The 18,362-nt window shown below is 68.3% G+C and carries 15 protein-coding genes and 1 pseudogene; 12 read left to right on the top strand and 4 right to left on the bottom strand.

The genetic code is table 11. The features are described from left to right. The 4 genes and pseudogenes from LH400_RS09745 to LH400_RS09760 all read left to right on the top strand — a co-directional run. The coding region (locus LH400_RS09745) for an ImuA family protein (protein WP_229152487.1) at positions 1-783 on the top strand (783 nt) is incomplete at its 5' end. Beyond that, positions 680-2,446 carry a Y-family DNA polymerase gene (locus LH400_RS09750; protein WP_370638373.1) on the top strand — a complete coding sequence of 589 codons (1,767 nt, stop codon included), beginning with the start codon at positions 680-682 and terminating at the stop codon, positions 2,444-2,446. The genes LH400_RS09745 and LH400_RS09750, both read left to right, overlap by 104 nt. Beyond that, positions 2,443-5,958 carry an error-prone DNA polymerase gene (locus LH400_RS09755; RefSeq protein WP_229152488.1) on the top strand — a complete coding sequence of 1,172 codons (3,516 nt, stop codon included), beginning with the start codon at positions 2,443-2,445 and terminating at the stop codon, positions 5,956-5,958. Before LH400_RS09750 ends, LH400_RS09755 begins: the two co-directional genes overlap by 4 nt. Before the next feature lie 153 nt (positions 5,959-6,111). Beyond that, positions 6,112-6,539 (top strand): annotated as a pseudogene (locus LH400_RS09760) (metallopeptidase family protein). Positions 6,540-6,552: 13 nt separating this feature from the next. On the opposite strand, the gene LH400_RS09765 reads toward LH400_RS09760, so the two are convergent. The 4 genes from LH400_RS09765 to LH400_RS09780 all read right to left on the bottom strand — a co-directional run bounded on the left by LH400_RS09765 (position 6,553) and on the right by LH400_RS09780 (position 8,777). After that, positions 6,553-7,266 carry a TIGR02117 family protein gene (locus LH400_RS09765; protein WP_229152489.1) on the bottom strand — a complete coding sequence of 238 codons (714 nt, stop codon included), beginning with the start codon at positions 7,264-7,266 and terminating at the stop codon, positions 6,553-6,555. A gap of 46 nt (positions 7,267-7,312) precedes the next feature. Beyond that, on the bottom strand, positions 7,313-7,579 hold the full coding sequence (locus LH400_RS09770) for a hypothetical protein (protein WP_229152490.1): 267 nt from the start codon (positions 7,577-7,579) through the stop codon (positions 7,313-7,315). Positions 7,580-7,683: 104 nt separating this feature from the next. Then, positions 7,684-7,890: a DUF1737 domain-containing protein gene (locus LH400_RS09775; RefSeq protein ID WP_229152491.1), complete on the bottom strand. Its 207-nt coding sequence runs from the start codon at positions 7,888-7,890 to the stop codon at positions 7,684-7,686. Then, positions 7,887-8,777: an HpcH/HpaI aldolase/citrate lyase family protein gene (locus LH400_RS09780; protein WP_229152492.1), complete on the bottom strand. Its 891-nt coding sequence runs from the start codon at positions 8,775-8,777 to the stop codon at positions 7,887-7,889. The genes LH400_RS09775 and LH400_RS09780 overlap by 4 nt, the downstream gene beginning before the upstream one ends. Positions 8,778-9,202: 425 nt before the next feature. On the opposite strand from LH400_RS09780, the gene leuD reads away from it, so the two are divergent. The 8 genes from leuD to LH400_RS09820 all read left to right on the top strand — a co-directional run bounded on the left by leuD (position 9,203) and on the right by LH400_RS09820 (position 18,344). Then, complete coding sequence (gene leuD / locus LH400_RS09785; protein ID WP_229152493.1) at positions 9,203-9,808, top strand: 3-isopropylmalate dehydratase small subunit; 606 nt, start codon at positions 9,203-9,205, stop codon at positions 9,806-9,808. A gap of 135 nt (positions 9,809-9,943) precedes the next feature. Further along, positions 9,944-10,558, top strand: a complete 615-nt coding sequence (locus LH400_RS09790) for a hypothetical protein (protein WP_229152494.1) — start codon at positions 9,944-9,946, stop codon at positions 10,556-10,558. A gap of 147 nt (positions 10,559-10,705) precedes the next feature. Beyond that, complete coding sequence (locus LH400_RS09795; RefSeq protein ID WP_229152495.1) at positions 10,706-11,062, top strand: ribbon-helix-helix domain-containing protein; 357 nt, start codon at positions 10,706-10,708, stop codon at positions 11,060-11,062. A 350-nt stretch (positions 11,063-11,412) separates the two neighbouring features. Further along, a complete protein-coding gene (locus tag LH400_RS09800) occupies positions 11,413-11,808 on the top strand; it encodes a VOC family protein (protein ID WP_229152496.1) in 396 nt (131 codons plus the stop codon). 108 nt (positions 11,809-11,916) lie between these two features. Further along, positions 11,917-12,441 carry a gluconate 2-dehydrogenase subunit 3 family protein gene (locus LH400_RS09805; RefSeq protein WP_229152497.1) on the top strand — a complete coding sequence of 175 codons (525 nt, stop codon included), beginning with the start codon at positions 11,917-11,919 and terminating at the stop codon, positions 12,439-12,441. Between the two features lie 98 nt (positions 12,442-12,539). After that, on the top strand, positions 12,540-14,108 hold the full coding sequence (locus tag LH400_RS09810) for a GMC family oxidoreductase (RefSeq protein ID WP_229152498.1): 1,569 nt from the start codon (positions 12,540-12,542) through the stop codon (positions 14,106-14,108). Between the two features lie 367 nt (positions 14,109-14,475). Next, complete coding sequence (locus LH400_RS09815; RefSeq protein ID WP_229152499.1) at positions 14,476-17,340, top strand: DNA translocase FtsK; 2,865 nt, start codon at positions 14,476-14,478, stop codon at positions 17,338-17,340. Positions 17,341-17,681: 341 nt separating this feature from the next. Further along, positions 17,682-18,344: an outer-membrane lipoprotein carrier protein LolA gene (locus LH400_RS09820; RefSeq protein WP_370638365.1), complete on the top strand. Its 663-nt coding sequence runs from the start codon at positions 17,682-17,684 to the stop codon at positions 18,342-18,344. The last annotated feature ends 18 nt before the right edge of the window (positions 18,345-18,362 follow it).

Raw genomic sequence — 18,362 nt, forward strand, 5'->3', positions numbered from 1 at the left:
CCGCATCTGCGGCACCGTGCCGCGGCCCGCCTGTCGCTCGGCGCGCCCGAGATCGATGCCGCCCTCGGCGGCGGCCTGATCGCCGCGGGCCTCACCGAAATCCATCTCGACGAGGCGCGCGACGGCGGCACGCTCGCCGGCTTTGCCCTGGCGCTTGCCGTCCGGCTCGGCGCCAGTCCGCTCCGACCGCTGTTGTGGATCGCCGACGGCGCCGCCTTCGCCGAGGCCGGCCTGCCCTATGGGCCGGGCCTTGCCGGCTTCGGCCTCGATCCGGCCGCGCTGGTCCTGGTGCGCGCCCGCCGGCTTGCCGATGCCGCCTGGGCGGGGGAGGAGGCGGCGGCCTGTTCGGCGATCCGGCTGGCGATCCTGGAGGTGCGCGGCAATCCCTCGCGGCTCGCCCTGGAGGGCACCCGCCGGCTGCATCTGCGGGCCCGCGAAGCCGGGGTGCCGCTCCTCCTCCTGCGCCAGAGCGCGCGGGCCGAGGCGACCGCGGCACCGATGCGCCTGCGCATCCGCCCGGACCCCGCCGCCCCCGTCGCCGATCTTGCCGGAGAGGCGAGACTGATCGGCCATCCGGTCTTTTCCGTCACCGTCGAAAAGTCCCGCGACGGCCGCCCGCAGACATGTCTTCTGGAGTGGAACCCCGATGAGCGACGTTTCGGTCTCGTTCGCCCGGCCGGTGCCGAGCCGCTATCTCGCCGTCCGGCTGGCGCGGCTGTCGACGGACCGGATCCGGCGCGAGACGCTCGGACGGTCGTGGCGTTCGACCGCCGGGCGTCGTGAGGGGGCGGCAGCCGAGGAGCCGGCCCGCGCCGACGGGTGCGAACCGGAGCGGACGGGTCCCGCCCGGGCCGGCTTTGCCGCGGCCTTCGCGCCGGCGAACCGGGCCCGCTACGAGCCGCGGAGCGGGGCGCGCGGCAGCCATGCGGAGGAGGGGGCGCCAAGCGAGGCAGGCCTTGCGCCGCTCGCGCTCTACGAGAGCGTCGCCGGCGCCAACCGCATCTCGGCCGTCTGCGAATGGGCCGAGGCGGCGGGCCTTGCCCCCGGCACAGGCCTTGCCGAAGCCAGGGCCAGGTTCCCGCATCTCGTCGTCCGCCCGGCGGCGCCGGAGGCCGACCGGCGGCTTCTGGAGGCGATCGCCGACTGGTGCGACCGCTATACGCCGCTCGTCGCCCTCGACCTGCCGGACGGGCTGGTGCTCGACATTTCCGGCTGCGCCCATCTCTTCGGCGGCGAAAAGGCGCTGATGGACGACCTTCTCGCGCGGCTGTTCCATCAGGGGTTTGCAGCCGCGGCCGCGCTGGCGAGCGAGGCCGGCGCGGCCATGGCGCTGGTGCGGGGACCGCGCGGCGGCGATCGGATCGTTCCCGCGGGAGCGGAGGAAGCCGCGGTGGCGGCTCTGCCGCTCGCCGCCCTGCGGCTCGATTGCGATCTGTCGGCCATGCTTGCCCGGCTCGGGCTGAAGACCGTCGGCGCCCTGTTCGATCTGCCGCGGGCGGGGCTCGCCCGGCGCTTCGGCAAGCATCTGATCCTGCGGCTCGACGAGGCGGCTGGCCGGGCGCGCCGCCCGCTCAGCCCGCGCCGGCCGGTGCCTGAACTTGCCGCCGAGCGCCGGCTGTTCGAGCCGATCAGCCTGATCGAGGACATCGAGCGGGTGCTGCTCATGCTGGCCGCCCGGCTCGAGACCGATCTCGAGAAGCGCGGCGCCGGCGCGCGCCGGCTCGAACTCTCGCTGTTTCGCGTCGACGGGGTGGTGAACCGCCTGTCCGCCGGGGCCTCCCGGCCGATCCGCCGGCCCGAGCGCATCGGCCGGCTGTTTCGCGAGCGGCTGAAGAGCGTCGGCGACGAACTCGACGCCGGCTTCGGCTACGATCTCGTCAAGCTCGCCGCCTTCGCGCTGGAGCCGCTGCCGGATGTCCAGACCGGCCTGTCCGGCGAGGACGACGAGGCGGACGCCTTCGCCGGCCTGGTCGACCGGCTCGGCGCGCGGCTCGGGCCCGCGAGCGTCTTGCAGGTCGTGCCGGTCGATAGCCATCGGCCGGAGCGGGCCGAATGCTGGCGGCCGGTGGGTGCCGCGGGCGCGGGCATCGCCATCGGTGCGGCGGCCGAGGCCTTCTTGCCCGGTGCCGCCGCACCGCGGCCGGTGCGGCTTCTCGCCGTGCCGGAGCGGATCGAGGCGAGCTTCGTCGTGCCGGACGGCGCGCCGATGACCTTCCGCTGGCGGCGCGTCCTCTATGTCGTGCGCCGCGCCGAAGGGCCGGAGCGGATCGCCGCCGAATGGTGGCGGGAGGCGGGCGAGGCGCTCCGCGACTATTTCCGGGTCGAGGACGAGGCGGGCCGGCGCTATTGGCTGTTTCGCGAGGGCTATGGCGATCCCGCCCTCGATCCGGAGCTGCAGCTGCCCGATCCGCGGCCGGTCTGGTATCTCCACGGGGTCTTCGCATGAGGCGCGCTGCCGGGGAGCCGGCCTTCGCCGAGATCGGCGCGGCGAGCTGCTTCTCCTTCCTGAGGGGCGCCTCGCAGCCGGAGGAACTCGTCGTCACCGCCCATCGCCTGGGCCTTGCCGGTCTCGGCCTCGCCGACCGCAACACCGTCGCGGGGGTCGTCAGGGCCTATCAGGCGGCCGAGGAGGCGGGGCTCGCCTTTGCGCCGGGCGCCCGGCTGGTTTTTGCCGACGACACGCCCGACGTCTTCGCCTATCCGCGCGACCGCGCCGGCTGGGGCCGGCTCTGCCGGCTCCTCAGCCTCGGCAATCTGAGAACCGAAAAGGGCGACTGCCGCCTCTTCCTCGACGATCTCCTAGACTGGGGCGAGGGGCTGAACCTCGCCGTCCTTGCGCCGGCCAGTCTGGGCGCTGGCGAGGGGGACGCGGTCGCGGCGCTGGAGAAAGGCATCGCCGGGACGCTCGTCCGGCTTGAGGAGGCCTTTTCCTGCCATGTCCGTCTCGCCGCCGCACCGGCCTATGACGGGCGTGACCAGCGCCGGCTGGCCCGCGCGGCTCGGACGTCCCGAGACTGCCGCGTGCCGCTGATGGCGACCAACGACGTCTTCCACCACGCGCCCGGCCGGCGCCGGCTGCAGGACGTGATGACGGCGATCCGCGAGCATGTGCCGCTCGCCGAAGCGGGCAAGCGCCTGTCGCGGAACGCCGAGCGCCATCTGAAGCCGGCGGGCGAGATGGCGCGGCTGTTTTCCGCCGCTCCGCAAGCGGTCGAGGCGGCCGGTCGGTTCTTCGCCGAACTCTCCTTCGACCTGAAGAGCCTGTCCTACGAATACCCCGACGAGGCCCTGAAGCGCGGGCGCACGCCCGCCGAAGAACTGTGTCTCCTCGCCGAGGCGGGGGCGAAGTGGCGCTATCCGCAGGGCGTGCCGGAAAGCGTCTCGGCGACGATCGCGCACGAGCTTAAGATCATCGGCGAGCTCCAATACGAGCCCTATTTCCTGACCGTCCACCACATCGTCGAGTTCGCCCGCTCGAAGGGGATCCTGTGCCAGGGCCGCGGCTCGGCGGCCAATTCCGTCGTCTGCTACGTGATCGGCGTCACCGAGGTCTCGCCGGAGCGGGCGGGCCTTCTCTTCGAGCGCTTCATCTCCTCGGACCGGCGCGAGCCGCCGGACATCGACATCGATTTCGAGCACGAGCGGCGCGAGGAGGTGATCCAGTACATCTTCGAGCATTACGGGCGGAACAACGCCGCGCTGGCGGCGACCGTCATCACCTATCGGGCCCGCTCGGCTGCGCGCGAGGTCGGCAAGGCGTTCGGCCTGTCGGAGGACGCCGTCTCGGCGCTGTCCGGCTCGGTCTGGGGCTATTCCTCTTCCGACATGGGCGAGCGCGAGGCGCAGGCCGCGGGCCTGTCCACCGCCGATCCGACCACCGCCAATGTCCTGAAATATGCCGCCGAGCTTGCCGGCTTCCCCCGCCACCTGTCGCAACATGTCGGCGGCTTCGTCATCACCAGGGGCCGCATCGACGAGGTCGTGCCGATCCTCAACAGCGCGATGGAGGGCCGCACCATCGTCGAATGGGACAAGGATGACCTCGACGCCTTGGGGATCCTGAAGATCGACATCCTGGCGCTCGGCATGCTGTCGTGCCTGCGCCGCGCCTTCGTCCTGCTCGAGGCCCATTACGGCGAAAGGATCACGCTGGCAAAGCTGTCGGAGGCACAGGACGACCAGCCGACCTACAGGATGACGCAGCGGGCCGACACGCTCGGCGTCTTCCAGATCGAGTCGAGAGCGCAGATGACCATGCTGCCGAAGCTCAGGCCCGATTGCTTCTACGATCTCGTCATCGAGGTCGCGATCGTGCGGCCGGGCCCGATCCAGGGCGACATGGTCCATCCCTATCTGAGGCGGAAGATGGGGCTCGAACCGGTCACCTATCCGAGCCCGGACCTCGAAAGGGTGCTCGGCCGGACGCTCGGCGTGCCGTTGTTCCAGGAGCAGGCGATGATGATCGCCATCGTCGCGGCGGGCTTCACGCCGAACGAGGCCGACCGGCTGCGCCGGGCTATGGCGACCTTCCGAAGGGTCGGCACGATCCACACCTTCCAGAAGAAGATGGTCGAGGGCATGGTGGCGCGTGGCTATGAACGCGACTTCGCCGAGCGCTGCTTCAAGCAGATCGAGGGCTTCGGCGAATATGGCTTTCCCGAAAGCCACGCCGCCTCCTTTGCGCTCCTCGTCTACGCCTCCTGCTGGCTGAAATGCCATTACCCGGACGTCTTCGCCGCCGCGCTGCTCAACGCCCAGCCGATGGGCTTCTACGCCCCGGCCCAGATCGTGCGCGACGCCCGCGAGCACGGCGTCGAAATTCTCCCCGTCGATGTCAACGCCTCCCTCTGGGACCAGACGCTGGAGCCGGGCGGCTTCGATCCCGCGCGGATCAAGTCGCGCCACCGCGAGATGGCGGGCGACATCCGCACGACCCATGCGGTGCGGCTCGGCTTCCGGCAGGTGAAGGGCCTGGCCGAGGCCGAGATGGCGGCGCTCGTCGCCGCGCGCGGGGCGGGCTATGATTCCGTCCGCGATCTCTGGCTGCGCTCGGGCCTGAAGCGCTCCGCGATCGAGCGGCTCGCCGATGCCGACGCCTTCGCCTCGTTGGGTCTTGCGCGTCGCGATGCCCTCTGGGCCTGCCGCGCGCTCGATCCCAATGGTGCTGCCGAGCGGCTGCCGCTGTTCGAAGGCGCGGCTTCGGCCGCCACCGATCTCCAGTGCGAGCCGGACGCTTATCTGCCGCCGATGCTGCCGGGCGAGGAGGTGATCGCCGACTACCGCTTCCTGTCCCTGTCCCTGAAGGCGCATCCGGTCGCTTTCGTGCGCCGCGAACTCGACCGGCGTCGCATGGTGCCGACCGAGACACTTGAGCGCATGCGCTCCGGCTCGCGCGTCACCGTCGCCGGCATCGTCCTCATCCGCCAGCGGCCGGGCTCGGCCAAGGGCGTCATCTTCATGACCATCGAGGACGAGACGGGGGTCGCCAACGTCATCGTCTGGCCGAAAATCTTCGAGCGCTTCCGGCCGCTTGTGCTCGGCGCCCGGTTCGTCGCGGTCACCGGCCGGATGCAGTCCGACCACGGCGTGATCCATGTTGTCGCCGACCGGCTGGAGGATCTGACCCCGCTGCTCGCGCCGATCGCGGCGGGCGAGGATTTCAGCGCCGGTGCGATCGCGCCGGGCGACCATGTGAGGGCGCCGCTGCGCCGCCCTTCCGGCGCCCGCATTCCCCGGCCGGAAAACGGCGAGCTGGCGGCCAGCGCCGAGGCAGCCGCCTCGCTCGGCGCGGCGCTGGCGAGAGCCGACGAGGTGCGCCGGCCGATCGGCCAAGGACGCGGCTTCGGCGCATCTTCCGGCCGCAGGCCCGATCTGCGGCCCGCCGCGAATGCGGGACCCGCTGCGGCCGCATCGCCGATGATCCGGCAGGTGCTGCCGAAGGGGCGGAACTTCCAGTGAGGCGCCGATCGTCGGCAGGTGGTGAGACGCCTCTCGCCACCGCCCTTCGCACCGCGTCCTCGGTACCATCGGCCCGCGGCTTGGCTCGGCCTTCAAGCCGCCGGGTCCGCTGCCTACATGCCAGTCGACAACACAAGCTGGACGGGGCAGGCGATGACGCGAGACGACAGGTCCAAGGACGGAGCCGGCGGACGATGAAGGCGCCGACGCTGGAGGAGATCGAGACCATGGCGGTGGCGGCCTATGGCGAGCTCCCGCAGGAATTCCGCGACCTTTGCGGCGAGATCCGCTTCATCGTCGCCGATTTTGCCGAGGACGAGGTGCTGGCGGAACTTGGGATCGAGAGCCCGTTCGAACTGCTCGGCCTCTTCGAGGGCCGGCCGATCGGCGATATGGGCGTGCCGGTGACCGGTGCCATGACCAACCGCATCCTGCTCTATCGCCGGCCGATCCTCGACTATTGGGCCGAGCACGAGGACAGCCTGCAGGAGATCGTCCGCCACGTCCTCGTCCACGAGATCGGCCATCATTTCGGCCTGTCCGACGACGACATGGAGGCGCTGGAGGCGGAAGCGGACTGAGCGTCGGCGGCCTTCATGGCCGGTGCACGGCGCCATCGTGCAGATCGAGCGAGAGGAAGAGCAGCGGCGGAAGCGGCGTCCACAGGCCGGTCGCAAGCCCGGCCCGGCGCAGCATCGCCGCCGTCCAGGTGTTGCACCCGGCGAACGCCTGGAAGGTGCCCCGCGCCTCGTAGAAGCGGTCGAAGTCGCCATAGCCGGGGGCGGCGAGGGCGATCGGCGCGCCGTCGGGGCCGCGCCGAAAGCTCGTCTCGACGCCGTCGAGGAGCTCGGCATAGGCATCGGCCGAAAGCGCGATCTCGCGAACGTTCGGGCTCGTCGTCCCGATCGCTCCGGTCAACTCGACATGCAGCACGGACGCATCGCCGAAAAACGACTTCAGCACCGGCCACGGCCGGATATCCGACCAGTGCGGCGTCGCCACATAGAAGCTCCGTCCGCCCCAGCCGATCACCAGGAAGGCGACATCGGGCCGGCCGATTGGAAGTCCGGCCGCGCGGAGGAATCCGAAGCGCTGCCGGAGTTCCGGGCTGGCCGGAAGTGCGATGTCGGTGTGGATGGGATTGGCGAGGACGAGGATCTTCTCCGCCGGCTGCTCGCCGCCGGCCTCCGCCGCGTCATACGGCCCCGTTCGCGGGACGGCCACCCCGGTAAATACGGCTGCGGCGATCAGCGCCAGGATGGCGAACGCCGCCGGGACGATGCGCCGGCGGCGCCGAGTTCTTGTCATGCGGCGCGAGCCACCCGCAAAGGCGCGGAGATCGCCCTTTCGGCCCTCATTTCCGGCTGACGAACTTGTTGAAGTTCGGGTTGTCTCCGGAATCATCGAGCATCAGCGCCAGTTCCTGTTCCTCGAAGATCTCGAAGAACCGGTCCCAGGAGATCTCTTCCAGGCCGTCATTGTCGCGGCCGTGGTCGAAGCGCAAAACGCCCGGGCCCTTGCCGCTGTTTTCGGTGTCGGCGACCAGCGAGGGCTTGCCACCGGTCTTCTCGGCGAAGGACCTGATCTCATCATGGTCCACCACCATCTTGGAATGTGCCATTTCCGGTCTCCCGTCTGCACGTGGCAAAGACGGGGAAGCGGTGAAGGGAGCGCTTCGTTCCGGCTTAGCGCGCCGAAACCCGTCGGGCCCCTACGGCCCCGCGGCTACTGTTCGCTGAGCTTCATCTCGGGGTCGTAGTCGAGCCGCGGAACGTTCTTGATCACCGCCTGGCCGCAGCGCATCGCCCCGCTCGCCGCATCGAAGGCATAGGACGGTTCGCCGTAGAGATCCCAGCCCTTCGACAGCGCGAAGCTGACCTTGTGGCAGAAGGAGGAGTCGTCGGGTCCGGTGAGAAAGCGGTAGAGTTTCATCTCGTGCCTTTTTGTTCACGTCGAAGGATCATGTCGCGCAGCGCAAGGAGGCGCCGCGCCTCTTCCAGATGCAGGCGCTCGACCATGCGGCCGTCGATCTGGATGACGCCCCTTGCCGCGTTCGCCGGCTCGGCGAAGGCCGCGACGACGGCCTCGGCGGCGGCGAGCGCCTCCGGCGAGGGACCGAAAGCGGCATTGGCCGGCTCGACCTGCGAGGGGTGGATGAGGGTCTTGCCGTCGAACCCCATGCGACGGCCGGCGGCGCACTCGGCCGCAAAGCCGTCCGGATCGCCGAGGTCGGCGAACACGCCATCGAGGACAGCGAGGCCGGAGCTTCTGGCGGCGAGCACGATCTGCATCAGCCAGGGCAGGAGTTCGGAGCGGTCGGATTGCGGGGCGATCCGCGTGGCCAGCTGGATGTCGTTCGGTCCGACGACGAAGGCGGCGAGCCGGCGTTCGGCGCCCTCCGCGGCGATCCGGTCGGCTTCGAGAATGCCGCGCGGCGTTTCGATCATCGCCCAGATCGCGAAGTGGGCCGGCGCATCCATGTCGTCGAGGGCGGCCGCGGCCTGGTGGATGACGGCGGGGGACTCGACCTTCGGCAGGAGAATCGCGTCGACGCCGGCACCGCGCGCCATCAAAAGGTCCTCGGTGCCGGAGGCGGTATCGAGCCCGTTGATGCGCACGATGCGCTCGCCGGAGACCTTGGTCTCGGCAAGGTGCAGGCGCAGCTTCTCGCGTGCGTCGTCCTTTTCGGCCGCCCCGACGGAGTCCTCGAGATCGAAGATCAGGCCGTCGGCGGCAAGCGTGCCGGACTTTTGCAGCGCGCGGGCGTTGGAGCCGGGAACAAAGAGAAGCGAGCGGCGGGGGCGGGGTATCGCAGTCATGACGGGCTTGTCGCCGATCTCCCGCAAACAGTCCATGCCCGTTAATGTCGCTGCATTGAATTTCAGCATATTAGCCGAAAGCGCGTAGCCGCCTGACAAGCTTCCGGCCGATAGCGGGGAACGATCTCTCCTCATCCGGCCTTGCAAGGGCATCGCGATGCGCCGTTCGCGACCAGTGAGTGTGGCCGCACCGGGATGCGGTCGACCGTGGTGCAGGCGGTCAGAGCTCCCCTCCCGACTTCCGACCGCTTGTGTCGCGCGGGTCCGACCTCCTCCCTCGGACCCGCGCCCCCGCCCGCCCGGCCGGTCCTGCCAAAGATCTCCAATGCTCCTGCCCGAGCGCGAACCACTCGCCGAAGAGTTTGCCTCGGCCGGACGCCATGGTATCCACGGTACCGTTCGTTTCGACAGCCAGGATGTACGCCATGCAGAAGTTCGACACGCTGACCGGGGTCGCCGCCCCGATGCCGATCGTCAACGTCGACACCGACATGATCATCCCGAAGGACTATCTGCGAACCATCAAGCGCACCGGGCTCGCCAGCGGGCTCTTCGCCGAACTCCGCTTCAAGGACGACGGCTCGGAAAATCCGGACTTCGTGCTCAACAAGCCCGCCTATCGCAATGCCGAGATCCTGGTCGCCGGCGACAATTTCGGCTGCGGGTCCTCGCGCGAGCATGCCCCCTGGGCGCTGCTCGACTTCGGCATCCGCTGCGTGATCTCCACCTCCTTCGCGGACATCTTCTACAACAACTGCTTCAAGAACGGCGTTCTGCCGATCCGCGTGACGCCGGAGCAGCTGGCGCTCCTGTTCGACGATGCCGAGCGCGGCGCCAATGCGCGGCTGACGATCGATCTTGCGGCGCAGACGATCACCGGCCCGGACGGCGGCTCGATCCATTTCGACATCGACCCCTTCCGCAAGCATTGCCTCCTCAACGGGCTCGACGACATCGGGCTGACGATGGAGAAAGCGGACGCGATCGGCGACTACGAGCAGAAGCTGGCCGAGAGTCGTCCCTGGGCCTAGCCGGGACCAGTCTCGCCTCGCGTTTCGGGGCACAGCCACCGAACAATGGCTTGCTCCCGGCCGCCTTCGTCGCATCTGGCAAACGGCCGGCCTTCACGGGCCGGTCCCTGATGAAGCGGACAAGGCGGAAAGCCGATGCTGCAGTGGCTGTCGGAACATAGCTCGGTCGTCAACCTGGCGCTCAACGCGGCGATGCTCCTCGTCTGGGTCGTCTATCTGCAGCTCCTTCTCAACGGATATCGCCGGCAGCGCAGTTCCTCGATCCTGATCACAAGGGGCGCGGGGTCGGGCATCCATTCGCGCTGCCTGATTACCAATATGAGCGCCGAGCCGATCTATGTGACCAGCCTGATCGCCACGCTGGTGACCAAGGATGACAGTGTCGAGCTGGCGCTCACCGACCTTCGCGATCTTCCCGAGGATCTCGGCACCGACCCGCGCTCGGTCATGCGGCAGGGCAGCCTCAGCACCGGCAGCTATCTCGACATCGGCCATTTCGACGATCTTCTGCGAGCCCTCATCGAGAACCAGCCGAAGATTCCAAACGTCGAGGCCGTCAGGGGGCTGGAGATCATCGTCGTCGCGCTCTACGGCCCGGAGCACTGGCCGGTCGGCGCCGAACGATATTTCCAACTGCAGTGGGACAGCGGGAACGGCAGCCGCATCGTCCCGTCGAGGGTCGAGACCCGTCAGCTGCGCTCGCGCCGCAAGAGGCGGCAGCTGTCACGCAAGCTGGCCGAGCACATGTGAGCGCGGGGTGCCGGCGGCGGCGGCCGGAGCCGGCCGGAGGCGAGGATACCTGTATGGCGGCAAGGCATGCGGCGCCGCAGCTTGTCAGACGGCGGGATTGCGCCTTTACTGCATTCGAGCAGGAAGAAGACGAATCCGAGAACCGCCATGTGCCATCTCTTTGCAGGCATCCCCGTACATCTCTACGAGAGCGAGACCCGCTCCATGCGCCTGTCCGGCCATGCGACGTCGATTCGGCTCGAAGCAGTCTTCTGGCAGATCCTCGAGGACCTCGCCGCCTCTCAGCGGCTGAGCCTGCCCAAGTTCCTGACCACGCTCCACGAGGAAGTGCTGGAGCTTCACGACGAGGCCCGCAACTTCACATCGCTGCTGCGCTGCGCCTGTCTGACCCATCTGGAGCGGGCCAATGGCGACCTTTCCGCGACCGCGCCATCCTGGCCAGCGCTCGATGCCGCCGGCCCGGCTCGCCAGGAGGTAGTTTCCGCCCGGCGGCAGATCGCCTGAGCCGCGCTGCGCGGGCTGCAGACGGAATCGCCATCTGAAGACTGGCAGCTCGTCGCCGGCGCTGACCAGACGACCGCCGGACGGCGGCTCAGAACGCGCGCGGGACGCTCCTTGCGTCGGTGAGGGCAAACCGTCGCGGGGCAAAAACGGCCTGTATTATCATCATACTACCAATGCCTTCGCCGGCCCGCCTAGACTCGTTCCTAACTGGCGGATCAAGCCGGTGTCGAAGGAGGATGCGCCGTCGTGGCCCGCGTCACAGGCCGCTCGAGAATCCCTCGCACCGAAGATCCTCGAGGAGGTCGACGCGTCCGGCGAAGGGCGCGCCGAGAGTTGGTTAAGGGGCGAGCATGGCGAAAACGATCCATACGATGATCCGCGTTCTCGACGAGGCGCGGTCGCGAGACTTCTATGAAAAGGCATTCGGGCTGACGCTGGCCGGCCGCTACGACTTCGAGACCTTCACCCTCGTCTACCTCTCAAATCCCGAGAGCGAGCACGAGGTGGAACTGACCGTGAACAAGGCGCAAACCGAGCCCTACGATCTCGGCAATGGCTACGGCCACATCGCGGTCTCGGTCGGAGACCTTGCCGCCGAGCACGAGCGCATGCGCCAGGCCGGGCTTTCGCCGAAGGACATCAAGGAGCTCAGTCACGAAGGCCGGCATCTCGCCCGCTTCTTCTTCATCGAGGATCCGGACGGCTACAAGATCGAGGTTCTGGAGCGGGGCGGTCGCTTCAAGTGAGGCGGAACGGCCTGAGGGCCCGGGGCAGGGAGTGGCGGTCCCGAGGAGGGGATCGGCGGCCGGTAGCCGGACCGCCGGCAGACGATACAACAAAGGGAGGAATGCAAAATGGCCACATCCATGGTCGCGCCCGACAGGCGCCGTTTCCTGAAGGTGGGCGCCGGGCTCATCGCCATGACGATCATGCCGTCCGGCCTGATCGTCGGCGAAGCCTGGAGCCAGATGCCGCGCTCGACCCAGCCGGAGACGTTCGCGACGCTCGTCCAGATGTCGCGCGACTGCTATCCGCATGCCAGCCTCGATGACAGCTACTACGTCAAGGCGGTGGAAACCCTCGACCAGGCAGCAAGGGCTTCGGAAGCCGATCTCGCCCTCCTGGAGGACGGCGTCGCCGCGCTCAATAAGGCGGCGTCGGGGAAGGGCGGCGACTACAAGTCGCTCGCCAGCGATGCCGACCGGGCGGCGATCCTGACCGCGATCGAGGACGAGCCCTTCTTCCAGAAGGTGCGCTCCAACCTGATCGTCGGGCTCTACAACCAGAAGGATCTCTGGCCAATCTTCGGCTATGAGGGCGCCTCCGCCGACAAGGGCGGATACATCGAGCGCGGATTCGACGACATCGACTGGCTCTGAGGCCGGACGGAAGACGTCTCCAAAAGGCTTCAGGAACAAGGGGCGGGGCTCGGGTCGCGAGGAGGCGGCTCGTCCCGACGGCTTCGGGAGGAAACGGCATGTCAGCACCTTACGATCTCAACGACGACAGCGTGGTCGTCATCATCGGCTCCGGCGCCGGCGGCGGCACGCTTGGCACGCAACTCGCGCTCAAGGGCATCGACACGGTGATCCTCGAAGCTGGATCGCGCCACGAGACCTGGGACTTCATCAACGACGAATGGGATTCCTTCGCGCAGCTCGCCTGGAAGGACAAGCGCCGCACCTCCGGCGACTGGCGGGTGTCGACGGACTTTCCGAATCTTCCGGCCTGGATCGTCAAGTCCGTCGGCGGCTCGACCGTACACTGGGCCGGTGCCTCGCTGCGCTTCCAGGAGCACGAGTTCAAGACCAAGACTCACTATGGCGAGGTCAAGGACGCCAACCTGCTCGATTGGCCGATCGACCTGAAGGAAATGGAGCCGTGGTACGCCATGGCCGAGGACCGGATGGGCGTGACGCGCACCAACGGCATTCCCGGCTTGCCTGGGAACAACAACTTCAAGGTGATGGAGGCGGGGGCCAAGAAGATCGGCTACAAGGAGGTCCATACCGGGCGCATGGCGATCAATTCGGTGCCGCGCGACGACCGGTCCTCCTGCCTGCAGATCGGCTTCTGCTTCCAGGGCTGCAAGTCCGGCGCCAAATGGTCGACGCTCGTCGCGGAGATCCCGAAGGGCGAGGCGACCGGCAAGCTCGAAGTGCGGCCGGATTCCATGGTCCTGAGGATCGAGCACGATGCTTCCGGCAAGGTGACCGGCGTCGTCTACGCCGACAAGGACGGCAAGCAGCACCTGCAGAAGGCGAGGGTGGTCGCCGTCGCCGGCAACTCGATCGAGAGCCCGCGGCTCCTGCTCAATTCGCACTCGTCGAAGTTTCCGGACGGGCTGGCCAACTCGTCGGGCCAGGTCGGGCGCAACTACATGCGCCACACGACCGGCTCGGTCTACGGCATCTTCGAAAAGCCCGTGCATATGTATCGCGGCACGACCATGGCCGGCATCATCCGGGACGAGTCACGCCATGACCCCGCGCGCGGCTTCGTCGGCGGCTACGAATTCGAGACGCTGTCGCTCGGCCTGCCGTTCATGGCGGCGTTCCTCGACCCCGGCAAATGGGGCGGCGACTTCGCCGACGCGATGGACAACTACCGGAACATGGCCGGCATGTGGATCGTCGGCGAGGATATGCCGCGGGCGGACAACCGGATCACGCTCGCCGAGGAAACCGACGAGCACGGCATGCCGATTCCGGACGTCCATTTCGACGACCACGAGAACGACAACGCCATGCGCGACCACGCCTACAGGCAGGGAAGCGCGATCTACGAGGCGGTCGGCGCGGTCCGCACGATCCACACGCCGCCCTATCCTTCGACCCACAATCTCGGCACCAACCGGATGAGTGAGAAGGCGGAGGATGGCGTCGTCAATCGGTATGGGCAGACGCACGACATCCCCAATCTGTTCGTCTCCGACGGCTCGCAGTTCACCTCGGGCGCGGCCGAGAACCCGACGCTGACCATCGTGGCCCTGGCGCTGCGCCAGGCCGACCACATCGCCGGGCGGATGGCCAAGGGCGAACTCTAAAGACGACGCGGCCGTCGGGCTCTCCTCCGGGCCGTCCACGACGACCCGTACGCCTCCCGGCGAGAAGACGTCGCGGCGATTCGGCCACTCGGCCGGGTCGCCGAATCGCCAGAAAGGAAGGGCTTCTGCGGGACCTGCAGACTTCGCCCGGCGGCGTGCCGGAATGCGGTGCGACAGCCCTTTTCCAAGCTCATGGCGAGCCGCGAACCCGAGCGGTTTTGCTAACGTCTGCTTAAACTTAAGCCAGCCTTAACCCGCCGCCGCTAGGGTTCCGCGCAACGAGCGCGTCCGTCGAGTTCGGACTGCGCCAGAAGTACGGGTCAGACAGATGGCATCTTCGATCGCAGGCGAACGGCAAGTCTCATTCATGCGCAGGCAAGGTGAAATCGGCGCGGCTGCAGCGCTGATCGCACTTGCGGGCTATCTTGGCCTCGCCTGCGCCACCTGGTCGGTGACCGACCCCTCGCTCAGCCAGTCCAATCAGAACATGGTCGAGAACTGGGCCGGTCCCTCGGGTGCGGTCGTCGCCGATCTCCTGATGCAGGTCTTCGGCATTGGAGCGGCGCTGCTCGTCGCCCTGCCGGCGATCTGGGGTCTGACGCTGCTCTCCGGCCGCCCGATCGAGGGCATCTGGCGCAGGGGCTGGTACGCGGTCGGCGGGATCGTGCTCGCCTGTGCGGCGATCGGCTGCTTCTCGGCGCCCGAGACTTGGCCATTGCCGATCGGTCTCGGCGGGGTCGCTGGCGACATCGTGCTGAAGTTTCCCGCGCTCGCGACCGGGGCCTATCCGAGCGGCGCGCTGGCCATGGTGCTGGCCGCGATGCTCGCCGCCCCCGCGACTTGGCTCTTCCTCAACGGTGCCGGCCTGATCGACCGGGACCGGGCCGCCGCCGAGCCTGCGACGGCACGTGGCAAGGCGGCGCGGCGCGACGAGCTCGACGAGGAAGACGAGGGCGAGAACAAGCTCGACCTCATCGTCGGCGCCATCGCCCATACCGTCTACTCGGCCAAGGCCGCCTGGCAGCGCCATGCCGAGGAGCGCCGCGCCGCCAAGGGGCCGCGCGAATTCGGCGACCGGTTCGACGACTGGCAGGACGATGGCGAGGAATTCGCGCCGCCGCCTCCGCCGAGGCCGGTCGAGCGGTCGATCCGCGTCGCCATGCCGGCGGCGCAGGAGGGCTATTTCGATCCGATCGGCGAGGGCGAGCCGGAGGTCGGTCATGACCCCTATGCGCCCCTCGCCGAAGATCCGGGCTTCGACGAGACGGCCTGGGGCGAGCCGCAGGCTGCTTCCAACGACTGGGACCGGCCCGAGGAGGACGAGGATTTCGACGTCGCCGCCGAGGCGCCTGCCAACAATGAAATGCTCGTCGGCCCGGCCGATCGCGTCGCGCCGAATGCCGCGCTTCCCGCCGAAGAAGGCTCCGGCTGGCGCGGGCTCCTCGCCGGCAACATCGTCGCCTTTCCAGGGCGGCGCGCCCAGAAGTCCGAAGCGGCCCAGCGCCCCGACCCGCGGCCCGCGCAGCAGCCGGCGCCGCGCGGCGGATCTCAGGCGCCACAGCCGCAGGGCGACCCCGGCGTCCGGGTGGTTCCGCAGGCGACGGTCAGCGCCGAGCAGCAGCGCCTGCGCACCGGCTCGGGCCGCGCCGTCGCCATGCGCCCGCAGGCGATGACGGTCGCCGACCCCGTCAAGTTCGAGCTCCCCTCGGTCGACTTCCTGACCCCGGTCAAGGCGAAGGGCCGCGATAGCTCCATGTCGCCGGAAGCCCTGCAGGAGAACGCACGGCTGCTCGAAGGCGTGCTCGAGGATTTCGGCGTCAAGGGCGAGATCATCGAGGTGCGGCCGGGGCCGGTCGTCACGCTCTACGAACTGGAGCCCGCGCCTGGCATCAAATCCTCCCGCGTCATCGGTCTCGCAGACGACATCGCCCGTTCGATGTCGGCGATCGCGGCCCGCGTCGCCGTCATCCCCGGCAAGAACGCGATCGGCATCGAATTGCCGAACCAGCGCCGCGAGACCGTCTATTTCCGCGAAATGATCGATTCGGAAAGCTTCGCCAACCACAAAGGCAAGCTGCCGCTGGTCCTCGGCAAGACGATCGGCGGCGAGGCGGTCATCGCCGATCTCGCCAAGATGCCGCATCTCCTCGTCGCCGGCACCACCGGCTCGGGCAAGTCGGTCTCGATCAACACGATGATCACCTCGCTGCTCTACCGGTTTACCCCGGCCGAGTGCCGGATGATCATGATCGACCCGAAGATGCTGGAGCTCTCCATCTACGACGGCATCCCGCATCTCCTCTCGCCGGTCGTCACCGACCCGAAGAAGGCGGTGGTCGCGCTGAAGTGGACGGTCCGCGAGATGGAGGACCGCTACCGCAAGATGTCGAAAGTCGGCGTCCGCAACATCGACGGCTTCAACGCCCGGGTGAAGGGCGCGATGGAGCGCGGCGAGACGATCTCGCGCACCGTCCAGACGGGCTTCGACCGCGAGACCGGCGAGCCGATCTTCGAGACCGAGGAGTTCGACCTCGAGCCCTTGCCCTACATTGTCGTCATCATCGACGAGATGGCCGACCTCATGATGGTAGCCGGCAAGGACATCGAAGGCGCCGTGCAGCGCCTCGCCCAGATGGCGCGTGCCGCCGGCATCCACGTCATCATGGCGACCCAGCGTCCCTCGGTCGACGTCATTACCGGCACGATCAAGGCGAACTTCCCGACCCGCATCTCCTTCCAGGTCACCTCGAAGATCGATTCGCGCACGATCCTCGGCGAACAGGGCGCCGAGCAGCTGCTCGGCATGGGCGACATGCTGTTCATGGCGGGCGGCGGACGCATCCAGCGCGTCCACGGGCCCTTCGTCGACGACCCGGAAGTCGAACAGATCGTCTCCCATCTGAAGTCGCAGGGCGTGCCGGACTATCTCGACGCCGTGCTCGAGGACGAGGACGAGGACGGTGGCGCCGCCAGCGGCGGCTCGGCGGGCGGATCCTCCGGCGGCTCGAATGGCGGCGGCGACGATTCGGAGGACCCGTACGACCAGGCGGTCGCCGTCGTCCTCAGGGACGGCAAGGCCTCGACCTCCTACATCCAGCGCCGGCTCGGAATCGGCTACAACCGCGCCGCCTCGATCATCGAGAAGATGGAGCAGGAGGGGATCGTCGGTCCCGCCAACCATGCGGGCAAGCGCGAGATCCTGGTCCCGACGGAGGAAGAGGCGCGCATGTAGCGCCGGCGACGGGGTGTCGGGCCGCAAGCGGCTGGGAGACCCTGTCGGAGCGCGGGTGTCGCCTCGGGCCTCGTCAGGTCCGGGCGCGCAAGGAACCCGCCGGACATCGACTGATCTTGCCGCCTTGGTGCCGGATCTCGGGGCTGCCGATCCCAGCGGCCGCCCTTCACGAAATGCGGCGCAGCCAATTGCCATCGCCACGCCCCATTGCCGATCGATGAGAAGGTACGACATTCTCGACCATCGGCCTCGTGCCGGCAGGGCGCGTGTCGCGCGCGCGACGGCACGCAACGACGACGAACCGAAGGGCGGATTCACCTTAAGGGATTCCGGACGCAACCATGCTGAACAAGACTTTCAATCCGAGAAGCGCGATCCGAGCCGCGCTGTCGCGGCCCGTCGTGGCAGCGCTTCTTTCCGCGGCGGCACTCATCTCGGCCTCGAGCCTGCCCGCGGCGGCGCAGGCGACGGCCGCCGCGCAGAAGATCGCCGACCATTTCGCAAGCGTCTCGGCGATGCACGGCAATTTCATCCAGTTCGACCCGAGCGGCCGGCAGAGCGAAGGCAAGTTCTACATCGAGCGGCCGGGCAAGGTCCGCTTCGACTATGCCAACACGCCGCTGAGGGTGATCGCCGACGGCTCGAACGTCGCGATCAACAACAAGAAGCTCAATACCTGGGATCTCTATCCCCTGTCGAAGACGCCGATGAAGCTTCTGCTCGACCGGCGCATCAACCTGTCCGACGCCAACATCCAGAGCGTCAAGGAAGAGCCCGACAGCACCACCATCGTCATGGGCGACTCGTCGGTCTTCGGCTCCTCGCGCATCACCATGCTGTTCGATCCGAAGTCCTACGACCTGAAGCAGTGGACGATCCGCGACCAGCAGGGCAAGGACACGACGGTGATGATCTACGACGTCAAGGAAGGCGGCGACATCGCCGATTCGGCCTTCAAGATCCCCTATACGGCGATCAGCCAGGGCCAGACCGGCAACAAATAGGCACCAGGGCCCGGACGG

It is taken from the genome of Jiella soli (genome assembly GCF_020615385.1).
GTDB lineage: Bacteria > Pseudomonadota > Alphaproteobacteria > Rhizobiales > Rhizobiaceae > VKMB-3413.